Source organism: Photobacterium sp. S4TG1 (assembly GCF_036040035.1).
Classification (GTDB): domain Bacteria; phylum Pseudomonadota; class Gammaproteobacteria; order Enterobacterales; family Vibrionaceae; genus Photobacterium.
In genome coordinates this window covers 1-15,970 of record NZ_JAYXUH010000017.1, presented here as the reverse complement: position 1 = coordinate 15,970, position 15,970 = coordinate 1, and the positions used below count along the sequence as shown (strand labels likewise).

Annotated in this window: 18 protein-coding genes and 1 riboswitch; of the genes, 15 read left to right on the top strand and 3 right to left on the bottom strand. The window is 41.1% G+C overall.

What is annotated here, in order from left to right; all coding sequences use genetic code 11:
- The first annotated feature begins 13 nt into the window (after window positions 1-13).
- The 10 genes from gspG (at window position 14) to cysQ (ending at window position 7,168) form a co-directional block, all read left to right on the top strand.
- Window positions 14-454 (top strand): type II secretion system major pseudopilin GspG, encoded by a 441-nt coding sequence (gspG, locus tag VXS03_RS16465; protein WP_080158874.1) that lies wholly within the window; start codon window positions 14-16, stop codon window positions 452-454.
- A gap of 11 nt (window positions 455-465) precedes the next feature.
- Window positions 466-1,074 (top strand): type II secretion system minor pseudopilin GspH, encoded by a 609-nt coding sequence (gene gspH / locus VXS03_RS16460; RefSeq protein ID WP_327764981.1) that lies wholly within the window; start codon window positions 466-468, stop codon window positions 1,072-1,074.
- Window positions 1,074-1,433 carry a type II secretion system minor pseudopilin GspI gene (gene gspI, locus VXS03_RS16455; protein ID WP_327764980.1) on the top strand — a complete coding sequence of 120 codons (360 nt, stop codon included), beginning with the start codon at window positions 1,074-1,076 and terminating at the stop codon, window positions 1,431-1,433. Before gspH ends, gspI begins: the two co-directional genes overlap by 1 nt.
- Window positions 1,420-2,067 carry a type II secretion system minor pseudopilin GspJ gene (gspJ, locus tag VXS03_RS16450; protein ID WP_327764979.1) on the top strand — a complete coding sequence of 216 codons (648 nt, stop codon included), beginning with the start codon at window positions 1,420-1,422 and terminating at the stop codon, window positions 2,065-2,067. Before gspI ends, gspJ begins: the two co-directional genes overlap by 14 nt.
- The gene (gene gspK / locus VXS03_RS16445) at window positions 2,064-3,098 is read left to right on the top strand and encodes a type II secretion system minor pseudopilin GspK (protein WP_327764978.1); all 1,035 of its coding nucleotides are present in this window, start codon (window positions 2,064-2,066) and stop codon (window positions 3,096-3,098) included. The genes gspJ and gspK overlap by 4 nt, the downstream gene beginning before the upstream one ends.
- Complete coding sequence (gspL, locus tag VXS03_RS16440; RefSeq protein WP_327764977.1) at window positions 3,067-4,386, top strand: type II secretion system protein GspL; 1,320 nt, start codon at window positions 3,067-3,069, stop codon at window positions 4,384-4,386. Before gspK ends, gspL begins: the two co-directional genes overlap by 32 nt.
- Complete coding sequence (locus tag VXS03_RS16435; protein ID WP_327764976.1) at window positions 4,386-4,868, top strand: type II secretion system protein M; 483 nt, start codon at window positions 4,386-4,388, stop codon at window positions 4,866-4,868. The genes gspL and VXS03_RS16435 overlap by 1 nt, the downstream gene beginning before the upstream one ends.
- Before the next feature lie 2 nt (window positions 4,869-4,870).
- On the top strand, window positions 4,871-5,629 hold the full coding sequence (locus VXS03_RS16430; RefSeq protein WP_327764975.1) for a type II secretion system protein N: 759 nt from the start codon (window positions 4,871-4,873) through the stop codon (window positions 5,627-5,629).
- A 144-nt stretch (window positions 5,630-5,773) separates the two neighbouring features.
- Window positions 5,774-6,331 carry an ADP compounds hydrolase NudE gene (nudE, locus tag VXS03_RS16425; protein ID WP_327764974.1) on the top strand — a complete coding sequence of 186 codons (558 nt, stop codon included), beginning with the start codon at window positions 5,774-5,776 and terminating at the stop codon, window positions 6,329-6,331.
- A gap of 3 nt (window positions 6,332-6,334) precedes the next feature.
- On the top strand, window positions 6,335-7,168 hold the full coding sequence (cysQ, locus tag VXS03_RS16420) for a 3'(2'),5'-bisphosphate nucleotidase CysQ (RefSeq protein WP_327764973.1): 834 nt from the start codon (window positions 6,335-6,337) through the stop codon (window positions 7,166-7,168).
- A gap of 106 nt (window positions 7,169-7,274) precedes the next feature.
- On the opposite strand, the gene sthA is transcribed toward cysQ, so the two are convergent.
- On the bottom strand, window positions 7,275-8,690 hold the full coding sequence (sthA, locus tag VXS03_RS16415; protein WP_327764972.1) for a Si-specific NAD(P)(+) transhydrogenase: 1,416 nt from the start codon (window positions 8,688-8,690) through the stop codon (window positions 7,275-7,277).
- A 319-nt stretch (window positions 8,691-9,009) separates the two neighbouring features.
- Between sthA and fabR the strand changes: the two genes are divergently transcribed.
- A complete protein-coding gene (fabR, locus tag VXS03_RS16410; protein WP_036788361.1) occupies window positions 9,010-9,642 on the top strand; it encodes an HTH-type transcriptional repressor FabR in 633 nt (210 codons plus the stop codon).
- A 26-nt stretch (window positions 9,643-9,668) separates the two neighbouring features.
- Window positions 9,669-10,040, top strand: coding sequence for a YijD family membrane protein (locus VXS03_RS16405; RefSeq protein WP_327764971.1), 372 nt, complete (start codon window positions 9,669-9,671; stop codon window positions 10,038-10,040).
- Window positions 10,041-10,117: 77 nt separating this feature from the next.
- Here VXS03_RS16405 and trmA read toward each other — a convergent pair whose 3' ends face one another.
- Entirely contained in the window at window positions 10,118-11,224 is a 1,107-nt protein-coding gene (gene trmA, locus VXS03_RS16400; protein WP_327764970.1) for a tRNA (uridine(54)-C5)-methyltransferase TrmA, read from the bottom strand.
- Between the two features lie 147 nt (window positions 11,225-11,371).
- A riboswitch (cobalamin riboswitch) is annotated at window positions 11,372-11,607 on the top strand.
- Between the two features lie 33 nt (window positions 11,608-11,640).
- Here trmA and btuB point away from each other — a divergent pair.
- Genes btuB through murI form a run of 3 tightly spaced genes read left to right on the top strand, consistent with a single transcriptional unit; the run spans window position 11,641 to window position 15,042 of the window.
- Window positions 11,641-13,473, top strand: a complete 1,833-nt coding sequence (gene btuB / locus VXS03_RS16395) for a TonB-dependent vitamin B12 receptor (RefSeq protein WP_327764969.1) — start codon at window positions 11,641-11,643, stop codon at window positions 13,471-13,473.
- A gap of 58 nt (window positions 13,474-13,531) precedes the next feature.
- Window positions 13,532-14,230 (top strand): ATPase, encoded by a 699-nt coding sequence (locus VXS03_RS16390; protein WP_327764968.1) that lies wholly within the window; start codon window positions 13,532-13,534, stop codon window positions 14,228-14,230.
- Window positions 14,231-14,244: 14 nt separating this feature from the next.
- Complete coding sequence (gene murI, locus VXS03_RS16385; RefSeq protein WP_327764967.1) at window positions 14,245-15,042, top strand: glutamate racemase; 798 nt, start codon at window positions 14,245-14,247, stop codon at window positions 15,040-15,042.
- On the opposite strand, the gene VXS03_RS16380 is transcribed toward murI, so the two are convergent.
- Entirely contained in the window at window positions 15,011-15,472 is a 462-nt protein-coding gene (locus VXS03_RS16380; protein ID WP_327764966.1) for an RNA recognition motif domain-containing protein, read from the bottom strand. The genes murI and VXS03_RS16380 overlap by 32 nt on opposite strands.
- Window positions 15,473-15,970 lie beyond the last annotated feature (498 nt).

Here is a 15,970-nt window from a genome sequence, read left to right as displayed (position 1 = left end):
TGGAGGGTAAATAATGCAACAAAAACAACGTGGTTTTACGCTGTTAGAAGTAATGGTCGTTATTGTGATTCTAGGGGTATTGGCAAGCTTAGTGGTGCCAAACCTATTAGGAAATAAAGAAAAAGCAGACCAACAAAAAGCGGTAACTGATATTAGTTCTTTAGAACAATCATTGGAAATGTACAAGTTGGATAACAGCGTCTTTCCAACCACAGATCAAGGTTTAGATGCGTTGGTTACTAAGCCATCATCGTCACCTGAACCACGTAACTACCGTGATGGTGGCTACATTAAGCGTCTACCTAAAGATCCATGGGGTTATGAATATCAATACGTGATGCCTGGTGAACACGGTGCGGTTGATATCTTTAGTCTTGGTGCTGATGGTCAAGAAGGCGGTGACGGTATCAATACAGATATCGGCAACTGGAACATGTTGAACTACAAGAAATAAAGCTAAAAATAATGATGAAACGGAATGCAGGTTTTACTCTAATTGAAATTATGTTGGTGTTAGTGTTATTAGCCACCAGTGCAGTCGCTGTGGTATCGACGTTACCCAATAATAAACGTGATGAGGTCAAAGAACAGGCACAACGCTTTCATCATTTAGCTCAACTCTTGGGTGAAGATGCAATGTTAAATGGGGTCGATTATGGTATTCGTATCGAACCCCATCAATACCATTTTCTAAAGTTAACTCAAGATGGTTGGCAGCCACTAGAAGACGTTAAATTTTTTACCGATGTCAAACTTGAGGCCGGTATTACGGTAACTGTAGCTATTGGCGGAGCATGGAAAGATAAGGACCGACTTTTTAAATCTGATTCAATGTTTAAAAATGATGACATATTTAAAAAGTCTGATCAGGAACAGAAACAATTACCACCACAAATTGTGGTGATGGCGAGTGGTGAATACACGCCATTTACGGTTAGTTTTGAAGTCGATAAACAACACCAATTTTGGCAAGTTGTTGCAGATGAAGTGGGGAATTTAGTGTTATTAGCCCCAGGACAAACATTAGAACAATATCTATCTGAGCAAGCATTATCAGCGCAGGATCGATCGTAATGAAACGCTCACAAGGGTTCACATTATTAGAGGTGTTGGTTGCGTTAGCTATTTTTGCCGTCGCAGCATTAAGTGTGGTGCGAGCGGTCAGTCAAAATTTAAATAGCTTAGGTTATTTAGAACAGAAAACGCTGGCGTCAATGGTGGCAGATAATGAGTTAGCGCAATTGTATTTAAGTGGCGAGTACCCAAGCTCAGTTAAGCGCGGTAAATCAACCTTAGCTGATCGAGAATGGTATTGGACTGTTACTAGTACTAAAACGCAACAGAAACTCTTGCGCCAAATTGAAGTCTCGGTGGCTACTGATTCGCAGCGCAAACATTCAGTTATTACGGTAAAGACCTATGTCAGCAATTAATTATCGTCGTCAACAAGGGTTTACGTTGTTGGAAGTTTTGGTGGCGATTGCGGTATTTGCGATGTTGAGCTTATCTGCCAATCAAGTGCTAACCAATGTGTTGCGCAGTGATACACAATCTAAAGATCACAATCAACGTTTACAAGCCATTCAACGCACCATGATTATGATGGATAATGATTTTCGGCAGATTGTGGCGCGCAAATTTAGATCTGATGCAGAAAAGCCAACGGATAATATTCTACAGGCAAGTGAATATTTATTAGATTCAAGCAGTGAAGGGATCACCTTTGTTCGTGGTGGCTGGCAAAACCCACAAGCAATGTTTCCTCGAGGTGATGTTACTCGTGTCGGTTATCGCATTATTGACGATAACTTAGAGCGAGTATGGTTTCGTTACCCAGATACTGTGACTGGAGATAAACCGTTGGTACGAGTGTTGCTAACGGGGGTCACCGATCTAAAGTTTGAATTTTATTATGATAAACAATGGCACAAGAAATGGAATAAAGCCAAGAGCTTGCCTGCGGGTATCAAAGTCATCATGACTTTAAAAAAATTGGGTGAGATTGAGCGGATTTATTTATTACCTACTTCTTCGTTGACGAGTAACAAGCAGGAGCAAGAGGGATGATAAAGCAACGCGGGGTCGCACTGATTGTGGTGTTATTGCTTGTTGCCTTGATGAGTTTGTTAGCGGTACAAATGACTGAGCGGTTGCAACTCAATTTTCATCGCGTTCAAAACCAAGTCGAGCATCAACAAAGTTATTGGTACAGCTTAGGAATTGAAGCATTAGCATCACAAGCATTACAACAAAGCCTGAAAGACAGTAAAACCGTAAACTTAACCCAAGCATGGGCTGTCGGTGAGCAAAGTTACCCTCTAGACAGTAATGCGGTAATCAGTGGCAATTTAACGGATAAACAGACCTGTTTTAATCTAAATGCTTTTAAAAATATTAAGGCGAGTGCTGGTAGTAGTAAGCAGCCTTTTTTAGTGAAGTATTTACAAAACATTCTTACAGAATCAGGAGTAGATGACTACGAAGCTGAAGTGATCGCAGATTCAAGTTGGGAGTTTGTGGATGATAACACGACAGTTGAGTCAGCTTACGGCGCAGAAGATAGTACCTATGAAAGCTTTCAGCCTCCTTATGTAACCGCCAATGATTGGCTGGCTGATGGCAGTGAGTTTAGAGCGATTAACGGTGTATCGAATAAAATTTATCAGCAACTCAAAGGGTTAATCTGTGCGTTACCGACCGATGAGATGTTGCTTAATGTGAATACCATTACCGAAAAACAAGCAGTGTTGCTGTCTGCCTTATTTGCGCCGTCGTTATCATTAGATGATGCGAAAAAAATCATCCGTGATCGTGATAATAAGCATACCGTGTGGGACAGTGTTGCTGATTTTATGAAGTTAGTGCCACAATCACCAGCGGATAGTGCCGATTCAGGAAAAGATAAGACGGCAACTGAAATGGAAAAATATTTAACTGTTACCAGTCATTATTTTTTGTTAGATGCTGAAATAAAAGTAGACCGTGCCCGAGTGCGAGCCGTGGCATTATTTAATCGTGATGATAAGAACAAGGTGACGGTCGTTCGTCGCCAGTATGGAGGAATCCGTGAGCGAATTTCTGACGATAAGGCTAAGTAGCCGGCCGGAAATGCCGGTGCAATGGCTAGTCTGGTCGCCACTGCAAAATGAAGTGATAGCCTCGGGTCAGTTAGCTGATATTAACCAACTAGGTGAATTAACTGAATATGCTGTTACTCGTCCTGTTTATGGTTTAGTACCAACCAGTGAGATGCTGTTAACGCAAGTGGCGATTCCTGCCGGCAGTAGCCGTCAGTTAACGGCGGTATTACCGTATCTACTTGAAGAAGAGCTGGCTCAAGATGTTGATAGTTTGCATGTGCAATTATTGAAACGCGATAACGATATTGCGACAGTTGCAATTATTGAACATCAAAAAATAGAGGCATGGTTAGCTGCATTTAGTGAATGCGGTATTGAACTTAAAAAGCTGATTCCAGATTGTTTATGTTTACCCTTGTTTAATGAGGGCTATAGCGCGGCTGAAATTGATGGGCAGTGGCTTATTCGACAATCAGAAGCCATGGGGGTTTGTGCCGATTCAAGTTGGTTAGGTGCGTGGATCACCGCTCAAAAAGCGCCAATAATTGTTGAAACGCCAGTCGATAACATAGATGACGATAGTGATGATATTACCGTTGAGGTTGAAGCTGAACGGTTAGCTGAAGAAGTTGAATCCATTGTTGCAGCGACAGAAAGCTTGGCGCAAGTGACAATTCATAACTATACCTCAGCACCTGCGAATATACCGGGTCGTTGGCAACCACAAGCGCCGGAATTAGTGATGCAGTTGTTGGCGATAGGAGCGGCAGAGTCTAAAGCGACCTTGTTATCAGGGCCGTATAAACCACAAGCTGCATGGCGTAAGCATCTACAGCCATGGCGCAAAGTCGTCATCACGGCTGCGGTAGTCTTAATTGTGCTTATTGGTGAGCAAGTACTAACTACGCAGCGTTTAGAACAACAAGCGAATGCGTATCGAACTGAAAGTGAACGTATTTTTCGTCAAGTTCTGCCACAGTTTAAACGTATTCCTTCGCAGAGTTATTTGAAAAATCAAATGAATGCGGCATTAAAAAGTTTAGGCGGCCATGGTGAACAAAATGGCATGCTAATGTGGTTAAGTGAATTAAAGCCTGCGTTAACGAAAGTGCCAACAATCAAGATTGTTAACCTTAAATATGATCAAACTCGAGGCGAATTACGCCTGCAAGCAACGGCAGCAGGCTTTCAAGATTTTGAACAATTACGTAGTGCATTAGCGACCCAGTTTGTAGTTGATCAAGGTCAGTTAACCAAACAAGATAATTTAGTCAGTGGCGCTGTGGTGTTGAGGAGAAAAGCCTAATGGCAGAAATAAAGTCATGGTGGAAAGCCCTCAGTCAACGAGAGCAGCATTTACTGCTTGGGGCTGGCAGTGCGTTAGTGATTGCGATTCTTTATTGGGGAGTATGGCAACCATTAAATCAACGTGCAGCTGATGCTCAAAATAAAATTAATCAACAGCGCCAGTTATTAACTTGGGTTGAGCATAAAGCGAATCAAATTACGGCACTTAAACGTGCGGGTGGAACGGTAAATGTTAGTGATGAGGGGCTTAACCAAGTTATTAATGAAACCACGACTCGATTTAAAATTGATTTGATTCGAATGCAGCCACGTAACGATGCGTTACAAGTGTGGGTGCAGCCTCTGCCATTTGATACGCTTGTTAATTGGTTGGTGTATTTGCAGCAGAATTTCGGTATTAATACACAATTTATTGATCTCTCAAAAACCGATAAAAACGGTATGGTTGAAGTTAACCGTTTGCAGTTAGGGCGAGGATAAGCGTGAAATTTAAATTAGCGATTGGTGCCAGTTTTGGTGCGGTATTTATAGCAAGTTTAGTCACTCATATTCCTGCCAGTTGGTTGTGGCAGTATGCGCCTAAAATACAAGGTCTCGCGATAGAAGGGATATCAGGTACACCATGGCAAGGATCAGCAGCGAATGTACGTTGGCAAAATCAACCTTTAGGGCGATTGCAGTGGAACATGCAATTAGGGAGCCTATTACAAGGCGAATTGGCGTTTAATGTTCGTTTTGGTAAAGGTAGTGAATGGCAGTTACAAGGGCAAGGTTTAGTGGGTTACAGCTTGTCGGGTCCATTTGCTGAAAAACTATTGTTGTCGATGCCTGCTGCGCAAGCCGTATCACAAGCGCCGCTTCCAGTGCCGGTATCTATCAATGGTAATTTAGAACTAACGGTTAGAGATTATCATTATGCGGCTCCTTATTGTAAAACTCTTGATGCGACGTTAGCTTGGGTGCAAGGTGCGGCAGAAACACCGATGGGGACGATTAAAGCAGGGCCTGTTTTTGCTGATCTTAGATGTGATAAAGGTGCGATTGTCGCTAAAGTCAAACAAACCTCGGCTGATGTGAGTAGTAACTGGCATGCTAATTTAGCCACTAACCGCCAATATAAAGTCGATGGCTGGTTTAAGCCCGGGGCAACGTTCCCTGAAAAATTAACGGCACAATTGAAATGGTTAGGTGATCCGAATACTAAAGGCCAATATCTGCTGAATTATTCAGGGCGTTTGTAGCGTTGGTTACTGTTTTAATCATAAAATTATTAATAATAGGCAGTCGATAACGGCTGCCTTGTTATTTCTGATGATTATTTGCTTTTAATTCGCGTAAGCTTTTCTTATTCTGGTAATGCTTTTCATTAAATTAGGGCCTTATTAATGGCGATCAGCAAAGATAAACCCCAAATCTTAGCAGCCGAAGTTGTTGCACAATCACGACTCTTTAAAATTGAATCATTGGACTTACGTTTTTCTAACGGTGTTGAGCGTACTTATGAGCGTATGCAGCCAAGTGGGCGTCATGCGGTATTAATCGTACCCGTCACAGCTGATGGTGATCTATTATTAATTCGTGAATATTCTGCAGGAACTGAGCGTTATGAATTAGGCTTTCCGAAAGGATTAATTGATGCTGGTGAAAGTGCATTAGCAGCGGCAAACCGTGAATTAAAAGAAGAAATAGGTTTTGGAGCGCAGCGATTACATCCGCTAAAAGAAGTGATTTTAGCGCCATCGTATTTTTCAAGCCGAATGACACTGTTTGTGGGGCAAGATTTATATCCCGAGCGTTTAGAAGGTGATGAGCCAGAGCCATTAGAAATTGTACGGTGGCCATTAGCTCAAGCAGAAGAACTACTTAATCACCTAGATTTCGCCGAAGCACGTAGTATCAGTGCCTTATTTTTAGCGCTGAAGTATTTAGCTTGCGAGGAATAACCAATGACATTAAATCATCTTATTAGTGATGTTATCGATATTGCCCAAGAATCAGGTCGATTGATCTTGGATATTTATCAGCAAGGACAGTTTGAGCAGCAAATTAAATCAGATAATACGCCAGTAACCAGCGCTGATTTAGCGGCTAATAAATTAGTGATTGAGCGATTATCCCAATTAACCCCTGACATTCCCGTACTGTCAGAGGAAGACACTGCAATATCATTAGCGGAACGTAGTCAGTGGCCCCGTTATTGGTTAATCGATCCCCTAGATGGTACTCAAGAGTTTATTGCTGGTAGTGGTGATTTCGCGACAATTATCGCGTTAATTGATAATAATAAGCCGATAATGGGAGTGGTGTATGCACCTGTATCTGGTGTAACGTATTATGCGGCGCAAGGTCAAGGGGCATATAAAATAACTGCGGCTGGTGAAACCTGTACGATCTCAACGACGAAACATCAGTTACCATTACATGGGTTAACCATTGCCATTAGTCGTCGACAAGATATTGATACCACTAAGGCGCGGTTTGATAGCCAATATCATTATGATCTCGTTGCATTAGGCTCTGCTTCGCTAAAAGCTTGTTTAGTTGCTGAAGGGGGCGCTGATTGCTACCTACGATTAGGGCCTACGGGTGAGTGGGATACTGCTGCGACTCAATGTATTGTTGAAGAAGCGGGCGGACGTATTTTTAATACCCATATAATGCCATTATCTTATAACCAGCGTCAGACTTTAGAAAATCCAAACTTTATTGTGCTTGGCGATGAACAATTACCGTGGGCATCGATTCTAACGGCAGATGATCGCTTAATGAACGCAGAATAGAATAGTTCATTACACTATCGATAGCATACAAAAACGGAGCCTCAATGGTTCCGTTTTTTGTATCTGTTATTTATGGCTCACCAATAAGAGACTATCAATGGTGATTCTAGAACAAACGGTTAAGGCCATTTAATGCCGCAACGCGAAACGCTTCTGCCATGGTTGGATAGTTAAAGGTAGTATTGGCAAAATATTCGATAGTATTACCTTCTCCTTTTTGCTCCATGATAGCTTGGCCGATATGAATGATTTCAGCCGCTCGTTCACCAAAGCAATGAATACCTAAAATAGCTTTGGTTTCACGATGAAATAATATTTTCAAACTGCCGACTTCTGTTCCTGCGATCTGAGCTCGAGCTAAATGTTTAAATTGCGATCGACCTACTTCATAAGGAATTTTTGCTGCGGTTAACTGTTGCTCTGTTTGGCCGACAGAACTGATTTCTGGCAGGGTATAAATTCCGGTTGGAATATTTGCAATTAATTGTCCTTGCGCTTTACCGGTACTGATCGCTTGCGCGACAAAACGTCCTTGATCATAGGCGGCACTGGCTAGGCTAGGGTAACCTATAACATCACCCACGGCATAGATATGCTCAACTGCGGTTTGGTAGCTATTGTTCACCTGTAGTTGCCCACGAGAATCAGCCTCTAAACCGACCTTATCTAGGGCTAGTTTGTCAGTGTTACCGGTACGGCCATTGGCATACAGTAAGCAATCTGCTCGCATTTTCTTACCTGATTGCAAGTGCAGAATAACCCCGTTATCTGTAGCTTCAATAGTTTCAAAAACCTCATCATTACGAACCATAGTACCCGTATTACTAAGGTGATAAGACAACGAATCAGACATCTCATTATCAAGAAATTCTAATAGTCGTTGGCGAGTGTTAACCAAATCAACTTTGACCCCAAGCCCTCTAAAAATAGACGCGTATTCACAGCCAATAACCCCAGCGCCATAAATTAAAATATGTCGAGGATCATGGGCTAATTGTAAAATTGAATCACTGTCATAAACACGAGGATGCGTAAAATCAACGGTGGTGGGTTGGTAAGGACGAGAGCCTGTAGCAATAATAAATCGCTCAGCACTGAAATGGTCAATACTGCCATCAAGGGTGGTAACACTGACGCTGTGTGAATCAATAAATTTCGCTTCACCGTGAATGATGTGGCAATGATTGCGATCATAAAAGCCTTGTCGCATACGGGTTTGTTTACTCACAACTTTAGTTGCATGGTGTAATATTTGGCTAAAGGTACGATGGAGAGTTGAGGTGTCATTGCAATACAGCGGATTTTGATTAAATTCGATAATACGACTGACGGCATGACGTAATGACTTTGAAGGAATGGTTCCCCAGTGGGTGCATCCGCCACCGACACTGTCTTCGCGTTCGATAATTGCGACTTTAAATCCAGCCTTCGTTAGCCCCATTGCCGCCCCTTCACCGCCAGGGCCACTGCCAATAATGATGACATCAAAATGGTTTTGAGAAGCAGGTAGGTTATTTGTCATAAAGTCATTCCTTGATTATGTCTTTCCATCTTACATTAACATTATGGTAACGATTTACCAGATAACGATGTAGGGGGGAATGACGATATCTCGAAGCGGCTCACGAAGTTTTTATCATTAATCAATCGCTATGGATCGAGATTGGTTATTAAACCAGCGCCACGTTTTGTGACGTAAAATCGTAATTGATCTCAATCTGGCTTTGCGTCAGTCGCGCTCTCGCTTTACTATGTGAGAGTCTCGCGTCGTTGCTATGGCGCAGATGTTACTGTGTAAACAGAGTATCATTGTAATAAAATCACAGAGAAGCAGATAATTGATGGGAATTAGGGCTCAGCAAAAAGAAAAAACTCGGCGTTCATTAATTGATGCCGCTTTTAGCCAGTTAAGTGCCGAGCGAAGTTTTTCTAATTTAAGTCTACGTGAAGTTGCGCGTGAAGCGGGTATTGCTCCAACGTCATTCTATCGTCACTTTAAAGACATGGATGAGTTAGGGTTAACCATGGTTGATGAAGGCGGTTTAATTCTTCGTCAATTAATGCGTCAAGCTCGACAACGTATTGCTACTGAGGGCAGCGTGATCCGTACCTCGGTAGAGACTTTTATGGAATTTATTGAAAGTAGTCCTAACGTATTCCGCTTACTGCTTCGTGAGCGTTCTGGTACATCAACAGCTTTTCGTGCTGCGGTTGTACGAGAAATACAACATTTTGTGGCTGAACTGGCTGAGTATCTTGAAGCGAAAACTGGGGTAACTCATGAAGAAGCTTATACGCAAGCTGAAGCGTCAGTAACATTGGTCTTTAGCTCTGGTGCTGAGGCGCTGGATCTTGATTGTCATGCGCGCGCTGAACATGCAGAAAGACTGATTATGCAACTTAGAATGATTGCAAAAGGTGCTTATTGGTACCGCAAAGAGCGTGAGCGTCGAGAGCTCAGGCAGAAACTATAATCTTATTTTGATTTGGTGAAGTATATATGGAAAAGCAACAACTTAAAGCTGAGCGTAAGACACTAATTTTATCTGTAATAACAGGTGTTTGTGGTTACGGTACTTTAGCGGTATTGTTTTCAAGTTATGTAACATTCTCTATTTTCCCTGTTTTGGCATTTGCTATGGCAGTGTACTGTTTATATCAAGAATATATGCGCAAACCTATGGCTGAAGGCGTCCCTGCGCTTGCTAGTGCATGTTTCTTTGTTGGTATATTTGGTTATGCAGCACTGCTTCGCGCTGAATACCCTGATATGGGATCAAATTTCATTCCATTAATGATTACATTGGCGTTGCTATTTTGGGTGTCATATAAAATGGGTGTAATGGATAAGAAAGAGCAAAAAGCAGCGTAAGGAATACTTGCTGTTATTTGAAAAAGAAAAAGGCGCTGATAGCGCCTTTTTTATTTTTATCTTTTGAGGATCACTGCTTATTTACGCTCTAGTAATACACCGGCTTCCATATGGTGGGTATATGGAAATTGATCAAATAAAGCAAATCGAGTGATATTGTGAGTTTCAGTTAGAATCGCCAGATTATCGCGTAATGTCTCAGGGTTACATGAGATGTACATTATATTGTCGTAGCCTTGTACCATGCGGCAAGTACCATCATCCATACCTGAACGTGGTGGATCGACAAAAATGGTGTTGCAGTTATAGCTTTGCAAATCAACATTCTGATCTTTTAGACGACGGAATTCACGTTTACCCGCCATTGCATCTGTAAAGTCTTCTGCAGACATACGAATAATTTGCACGTTTTCAATATTGTTTACAGCGATGTTGTATTGCGCTGAATCAACTGAAGGTTTTGCCAGCTCTGTTGCTAGCACTCGCTCAAAGTTTGGTGCTAGTGCTAATGAGAAATTACCATTACCACAATACAGTTCCAGTAAATCACCCGCGCTGTCTTGAGTACAATCAACTGCCCACTCCAACATCTTTTGTGCGACTTCACCGTTAGGTTGGGTAAAGCTATTTTCAACTTGCTTGTAAGTCAGTGCTTTATCATGAACTTTTAATTGTTCAATGACGTAGTCTTGATCTAAGACGATTTTCATCTTACGCGCACGACCAATAAGGTTTAATTTAAATCCTTCATCGTTCAAACGTTGTTTTAATATTTTTGCAGCCGCAGTCCATTCGTCATCTAACTGACGGTGGTAAAGCATAGAAACCAGAATCTCGCCACTTAAAGTAGATAGGAAGTCTACTTGGAATAGCTTGTGGCGTAAGGTCTTAATCGGTTTGATTGCGTCAAGCAACATTGGCATTAAATCGTTAATTAGGCGGCTTGCTGCTGGAAATTGATCAACACGGTATTTCTCACGTGTGTGTTGATTAAACATGATGTAATACAGCTCTTCGCCTTCGTGCCAAACACGAAATTCTGCACGCATACGGTAATGCTCTGCAGGAGAGGCAAACACCTCCAATTCAGGCGTTTCAAAATCGCTAAGTAGATCTTGAATACGCGCTGCTTTTTCATCCAACTGTGGCTGGTAATCAGCGATATTAAGGACGGTGGATGTCATAGTGTGTGCCTCGACTGCTCAAAATAAGACCGCAGATTTTATTGTATTGCACACTGATGTCCAGTGTTGATCCAAATTAAAATATTTATGTATCCAAAATTTTATAACTAATACCAAACAAAACTAGACATAAAAGCAATACAACACTAGCATTCGCGCTGTGCTGGTTAAGCCTTGGAAGGCTCGGGAATACGGTGTGAATCCGTAACTGACGCGCAGCGGTAATAGAGAACGAACGCACATGGATGTAATCCAAACACTGTTGATACTCCCTGCAAATAATTACAGCATTATTTAGTATAGTGGCAATGGGAAGTTGTTGCCTAGGCGACCTGATGGTCATGCTCTTAAGTCCGAATACCAACCAGTAAGACAAGCATATTGCTTTGTTATAAACGCGACTTAGGAAAATTGTAATGAAAAAATCCTTTTTAGCAGCGACGATAGCGTCGTTGTGTCTCCCTTCTTTTGCTTCATTTGCAGCGGAAACCCCATCTGATGATGTGATGGTGGTAACGGCTAACCGTGTTGAACAACCTGTAACATCGGTATTGGCACCTTTTAATGTTGTCACTCGTCAAGATATCGATAAAGTACAAGCTAAAACACTCACTGAAGTGCTGAGTTTATTACCAGGTGTACAGATCACTCAAAATGGTGGTCGTGGTCAACTCGCAAGTATCATGGTGCGCGGAACAAATTCTGATCAGGTGCTAGTGTTAGTTGATGGTATTCGAATGGCGCGCTCTGTAGCGGGTAACGTTGATTTTAATCAAATTCCATTAACCCAAGTTCAACGTATTGAATTTACTCGTGGTGCTCGCGCAGCTATCTACGGTTCTGAAGCTATCGGTGGTGTGATTAATATTATTACTCTTACTGGAACGGATATGCCTTCAAAAACAAAATTGGATTTAGGCCTTGGTAGTCATAATTATCAAGAAGCAAATGTATCTGGCGCGTATAAGATTGGTGATAAAAGCGTATTACAAGTAGCTGCCGGTTATGAAAACGATGATGGTTATAATGTTCATCCTCAACCGGGCTTAAATGATGGTGATAAACATGGTTTTGATAGCCGTAATGCATCGTTAGCATTACATCATCAATTTACCGATGAAATATCAGGTTTTGTCGCAACTCGTTGGTATAAAAATCATTCTCAATATGATGGTTCAAGTGTGTATTCTGGCCATCAGTATGTGAGATCGGAAACCGAATTTAATGATTATTCTGCGGGTTTAAAATATGCGCAGGATAGCTATAAGTCATCACTGATTCTTGATTACCAAAAACAAGACAACCTTGATCTGATCGATAAAACTAACGCCGTTAATCGTAAGGACCAATATCACCAACGTAATGTTCAATGGCACAACCAATATCAATTACTATCAACATTGTCAGTGAGTGGCGGTATTGATTGGCGCCAAGAGCAATGGAATGATCTTACGGGATTTGCAGGTAATAAAGAACGCGATAATACCGGTTATTATGCGATTGGTTTATGGGATTACTCCCCGGTTAGCATCGAAACCAGTGTTCGTCTGGATGATAATCAGCAGTATGGTACCCATTCAACGTATAATATTGCTGGTGGCTGGTATTTAAATGATAATATTCAGTTACGTGGTTCGTATGGCACAGCATTTAAAGCCCCTAATCTTTACCAACTTTACGTTAAAAGTGCTTGGTCAACGGGTAACCCTAATTTAAACCCCGAAACATCAAAAAATATCGATGTCTCGCTACATGCTGACTATGACATCGCGAGTATTGCAGTTACAGCTTACCAAATGCGTATTGATGATTTAATTGAGTATGTTGGTGGCACACCATCGTATGACAATGTTAAAGGGGAAAGTAAAATTAAAGGTATTGAAGTCGAAGCTGACTTTGATACAGGTATTATTACTCACCAGTTAAACTTTGATTTTAAAGATCCTCGAGATAGTGAAGGTCAACAGCTTATACGTCGTGAAAAATTCTCATTTAAATGGGTAGGTACGGCAAGTTATGGTGATCTAGATACCGCAGTGACGTACCAGTACCATGGTAAACGTCCAGATATTTCTGATACAGAGCTATCGGCATACGATACGTGGGATATTGCATTAACATACTGGTTGCAACCCAAGCTTGCTTTAAAAGGTCGAGTCGCTAACCTTCTTGATGAAGATTACGAAACGGCTGGCGGTTATGTAATGCCGGGACGGACTTTTTACACTAGCCTTAATTATCAGTTTTAAGACAAAGTTTTTTATAGTTTAAGGCCGCCATTGTGCGGCCTTTTTAATGGTGATAAATATGAAACGAAGCGTGATTGTTAGTTGGTCATCGGGCAAAGATTCAGCATTAACGTTATGGCGGTTAATTAACGATCCTAGCTATGAGGTTGTTGGGCTTTATACAACTTATGTTGGTAGCGAGGTGCCGTTTCAAGCAACGCCAATTGAGATTGTTAAACAACAAGCCTTACTCATCGGTTTACCTTTGGTGTTAATTGAATTACCGAAGGTGTTTCCTGCTAATAATGTTTATCAACAGACGATTGTAAATAGTTTAAAAAATTGCGAGCTAGCGTTTGATTGTGTTGCGTTTGGCGATTTGTTTTGTAACGGTATTGCTGATTATCGTCGGCAATATATTGAGCCTGCCGGCTGGGCCTGTGTGTTTCCATTACTTGGACAACCCAGTCATCAGCTAGCGAATGAAATAATTGAATGCGGCATTAAAACGAAATTAGTGACTGTTGATAGTACCCAATTGGAGACGCATTTCTGTGGACGTTGGTTTGATCATCAATTATTAACTGAATTACCATTGACCGCTGATCTCTGTGGTGAAAATGGTGAATTTCATTCGTTAGTCGTCGATGGGCCTTTTTATCGACAACCACTTAATCTGTTATGGTTAGGGTGTGAAACTGATGCACGGTTTTGTTATCAACGCTATGCACTGGTAGAGACTGGCTCATCGCAGTATCATAACGACTCGATATCGTAATAAGGTAAGTGGTAGTGAAAAAGGTTGTCATTTTTGATTCAGGGGTAGGCGGTTTATCGGTGTATCAAGAGATCCATGCTTTACTACCTCAAGTACAGTTTATTTACGCTTTCGATAATGCCGCTTTTCCTTATGGTGAATTAGATGATGCAACATTAATAAAGCGCACCAATTATATTGTGACGTTATTAGCGAATCAATATCAGGCTGATTTGGTAGTTATCGCTTGTAATACAGCAAGCACTATCGTTTTACCTTCGTTACGTCAGCAGTTAACAATACCCGTCGTTGGTGTTGTTCCCGCGATAAAACCTGCAGCATTGATTAGCCAAACAAAATCGATTGGTTTATTAGCAACACCGGCAACGGTTAATCGAGCTTATACTCACCAATTAGTACAACAATTTGCTAATGGCTGTGATGTTAAGATGATTGGTTCCACTCGGTTGGTCGAAATGGCGGAGCAGAAACTACGTGGCAAGTCTGTAGACATAGAAGAGTTAACAGAGATCTTAGCGCCATGGCAAGGTACTGTAGATAGTATTATTTTAGGGTGTACGCATTTTCCACTAATAAAACAAGAAATCCTATTGGCGCTAAAACATCAAGTAAATGTTATCGATTCAGGTAAAGCTATTGCTAAGCGCGTGGCATTATTATTAGCGTTACCAGCCGAAGTGACAACTACAACGCCGCCGATAAAGAACGTTACATACAGCAGCGCCGCAACATCAGATGTTGCGGCGCTGAATAAAAGCTTAAATGAAATGCAATTAGATATTATTCAAGATCTAAACTATCCGCATTTTTAGGCTCATTAGCTTCACGTACTTTTAGGGTGCGTTGGCCATATTCCTGGTTGTTGAGTTGATCAATAGCATGTTCTGCATCTTGACTATTCATAACAACAAAACCAAAGCCTCTACGTTTACCTGTGCGTTTATCCTTCATAAGGCGCACAGCAAAAACATCACCATGCTCAGCGAAAAGGTTTTTTACGTCACTCTCATTAGCACGGTAAGGAAGGTTGCCAACATAAAGGGTTTTGCTACTTTGAGAAGGATCTAATTCATCGAGGACAGGATTTTTATGTTCTTGCATAAATCGTAACGCTAATCCTGTTAGCATCGCACCAAGCGCAAAACTAATGGCTGGTGGAGTGCTACTGAACATACTAAAGATTAAGGCGCCAATGATAGCGATCGCAATCACTGTTATTGTGGTTTGGTTATTTGATTTCATATTTTAAGTACATCTCAAAAGGGAAAGAGAAGAATGCGTTAATGGGTGTTTTAACATCAAGCTTACAATGATGCCAATTTTAATGGTCTGTAATTAATAATAATTGAGTATAAATGTACTCGCATGAGCTTATTACAGACACATAGTTCACATTAGATGAAATAATCAGCAATTACATTATTTTTTTTCAAAAAGGCTTGTCAGAGTGATCAAAGTCTCTATAATGCGGCTCCATCGAAAGGCGGTACGGTTAAACAGCCGATCAAGTTCAAACTTTTGATACTAGCTTTAAATTAAATAATTAGTTTGTAATTCGATGAATATCAAGGTGATTGTTTTGCAAAAAATATTTTCTTTTTACTTCTATAGTGAGAAGAGAGTCAATAAGATGTTTTAAACTAAAATTTCTTCTTGACTTTATTTTGATGGTGCGTATTATACGCCACCTGACTTGCTGAAGCGTAAGACGCTAAGGCATTGAAAGTCAACGTTCTTTAA

Bases quoted from the DNA above. Each gene is read 5' to 3' on its own strand.
- trmA (WP_327764970.1), bottom strand. From the start codon at position 11,224: ATGACATCCACCGTCCTTAATATCGCTGATTACCAGCCACAGTTGGAT.
- gspK (WP_327764978.1), top strand. From the start codon at position 2,064: ATGATAAAGCAACGCGGGGTCGCACTGATTGTGGTGTTATTGCTTGTT.
- gspG (WP_080158874.1), top strand. From the start codon at position 14: ATGCAACAAAAACAACGTGGTTTTACGCTGTTAGAAGTAATGGTCGTT.
- gspH (WP_327764981.1), top strand. From the start codon at position 466: ATGATGAAACGGAATGCAGGTTTTACTCTAATTGAAATTATGTTGGTG.
- VXS03_RS16405 (WP_327764971.1), top strand. From the start codon at position 9,669: ATGGAAAAGCAACAACTTAAAGCTGAGCGTAAGACACTAATTTTATCT.
- gspI (WP_327764980.1), top strand. From the start codon at position 1,074: ATGAAACGCTCACAAGGGTTCACATTATTAGAGGTGTTGGTTGCGTTA.
- gspJ (WP_327764979.1), top strand. From the start codon at position 1,420: ATGTCAGCAATTAATTATCGTCGTCAACAAGGGTTTACGTTGTTGGAA.
- nudE (WP_327764974.1), top strand. From the start codon at position 5,774: ATGGCGATCAGCAAAGATAAACCCCAAATCTTAGCAGCCGAAGTTGTT.
- cysQ (WP_327764973.1), top strand. From the start codon at position 6,335: ATGACATTAAATCATCTTATTAGTGATGTTATCGATATTGCCCAAGAA.
- sthA (WP_327764972.1), bottom strand. From the start codon at position 8,690: ATGACAAATAACCTACCTGCTTCTCAAAACCATTTTGATGTCATCATT.
- VXS03_RS16435 (WP_327764976.1), top strand. From the start codon at position 4,386: ATGGCAGAAATAAAGTCATGGTGGAAAGCCCTCAGTCAACGAGAGCAG.
- VXS03_RS16390 (WP_327764968.1), top strand. From the start codon at position 13,532: ATGAAACGAAGCGTGATTGTTAGTTGGTCATCGGGCAAAGATTCAGCA.
- VXS03_RS16380 (WP_327764966.1), bottom strand. From the start codon at position 15,472: ATGAAATCAAATAACCAAACCACAATAACAGTGATTGCGATCGCTATC.
- fabR (WP_036788361.1), top strand. From the start codon at position 9,010: ATGGGAATTAGGGCTCAGCAAAAAGAAAAAACTCGGCGTTCATTAATT.
- btuB (WP_327764969.1), top strand. From the start codon at position 11,641: ATGAAAAAATCCTTTTTAGCAGCGACGATAGCGTCGTTGTGTCTCCCT.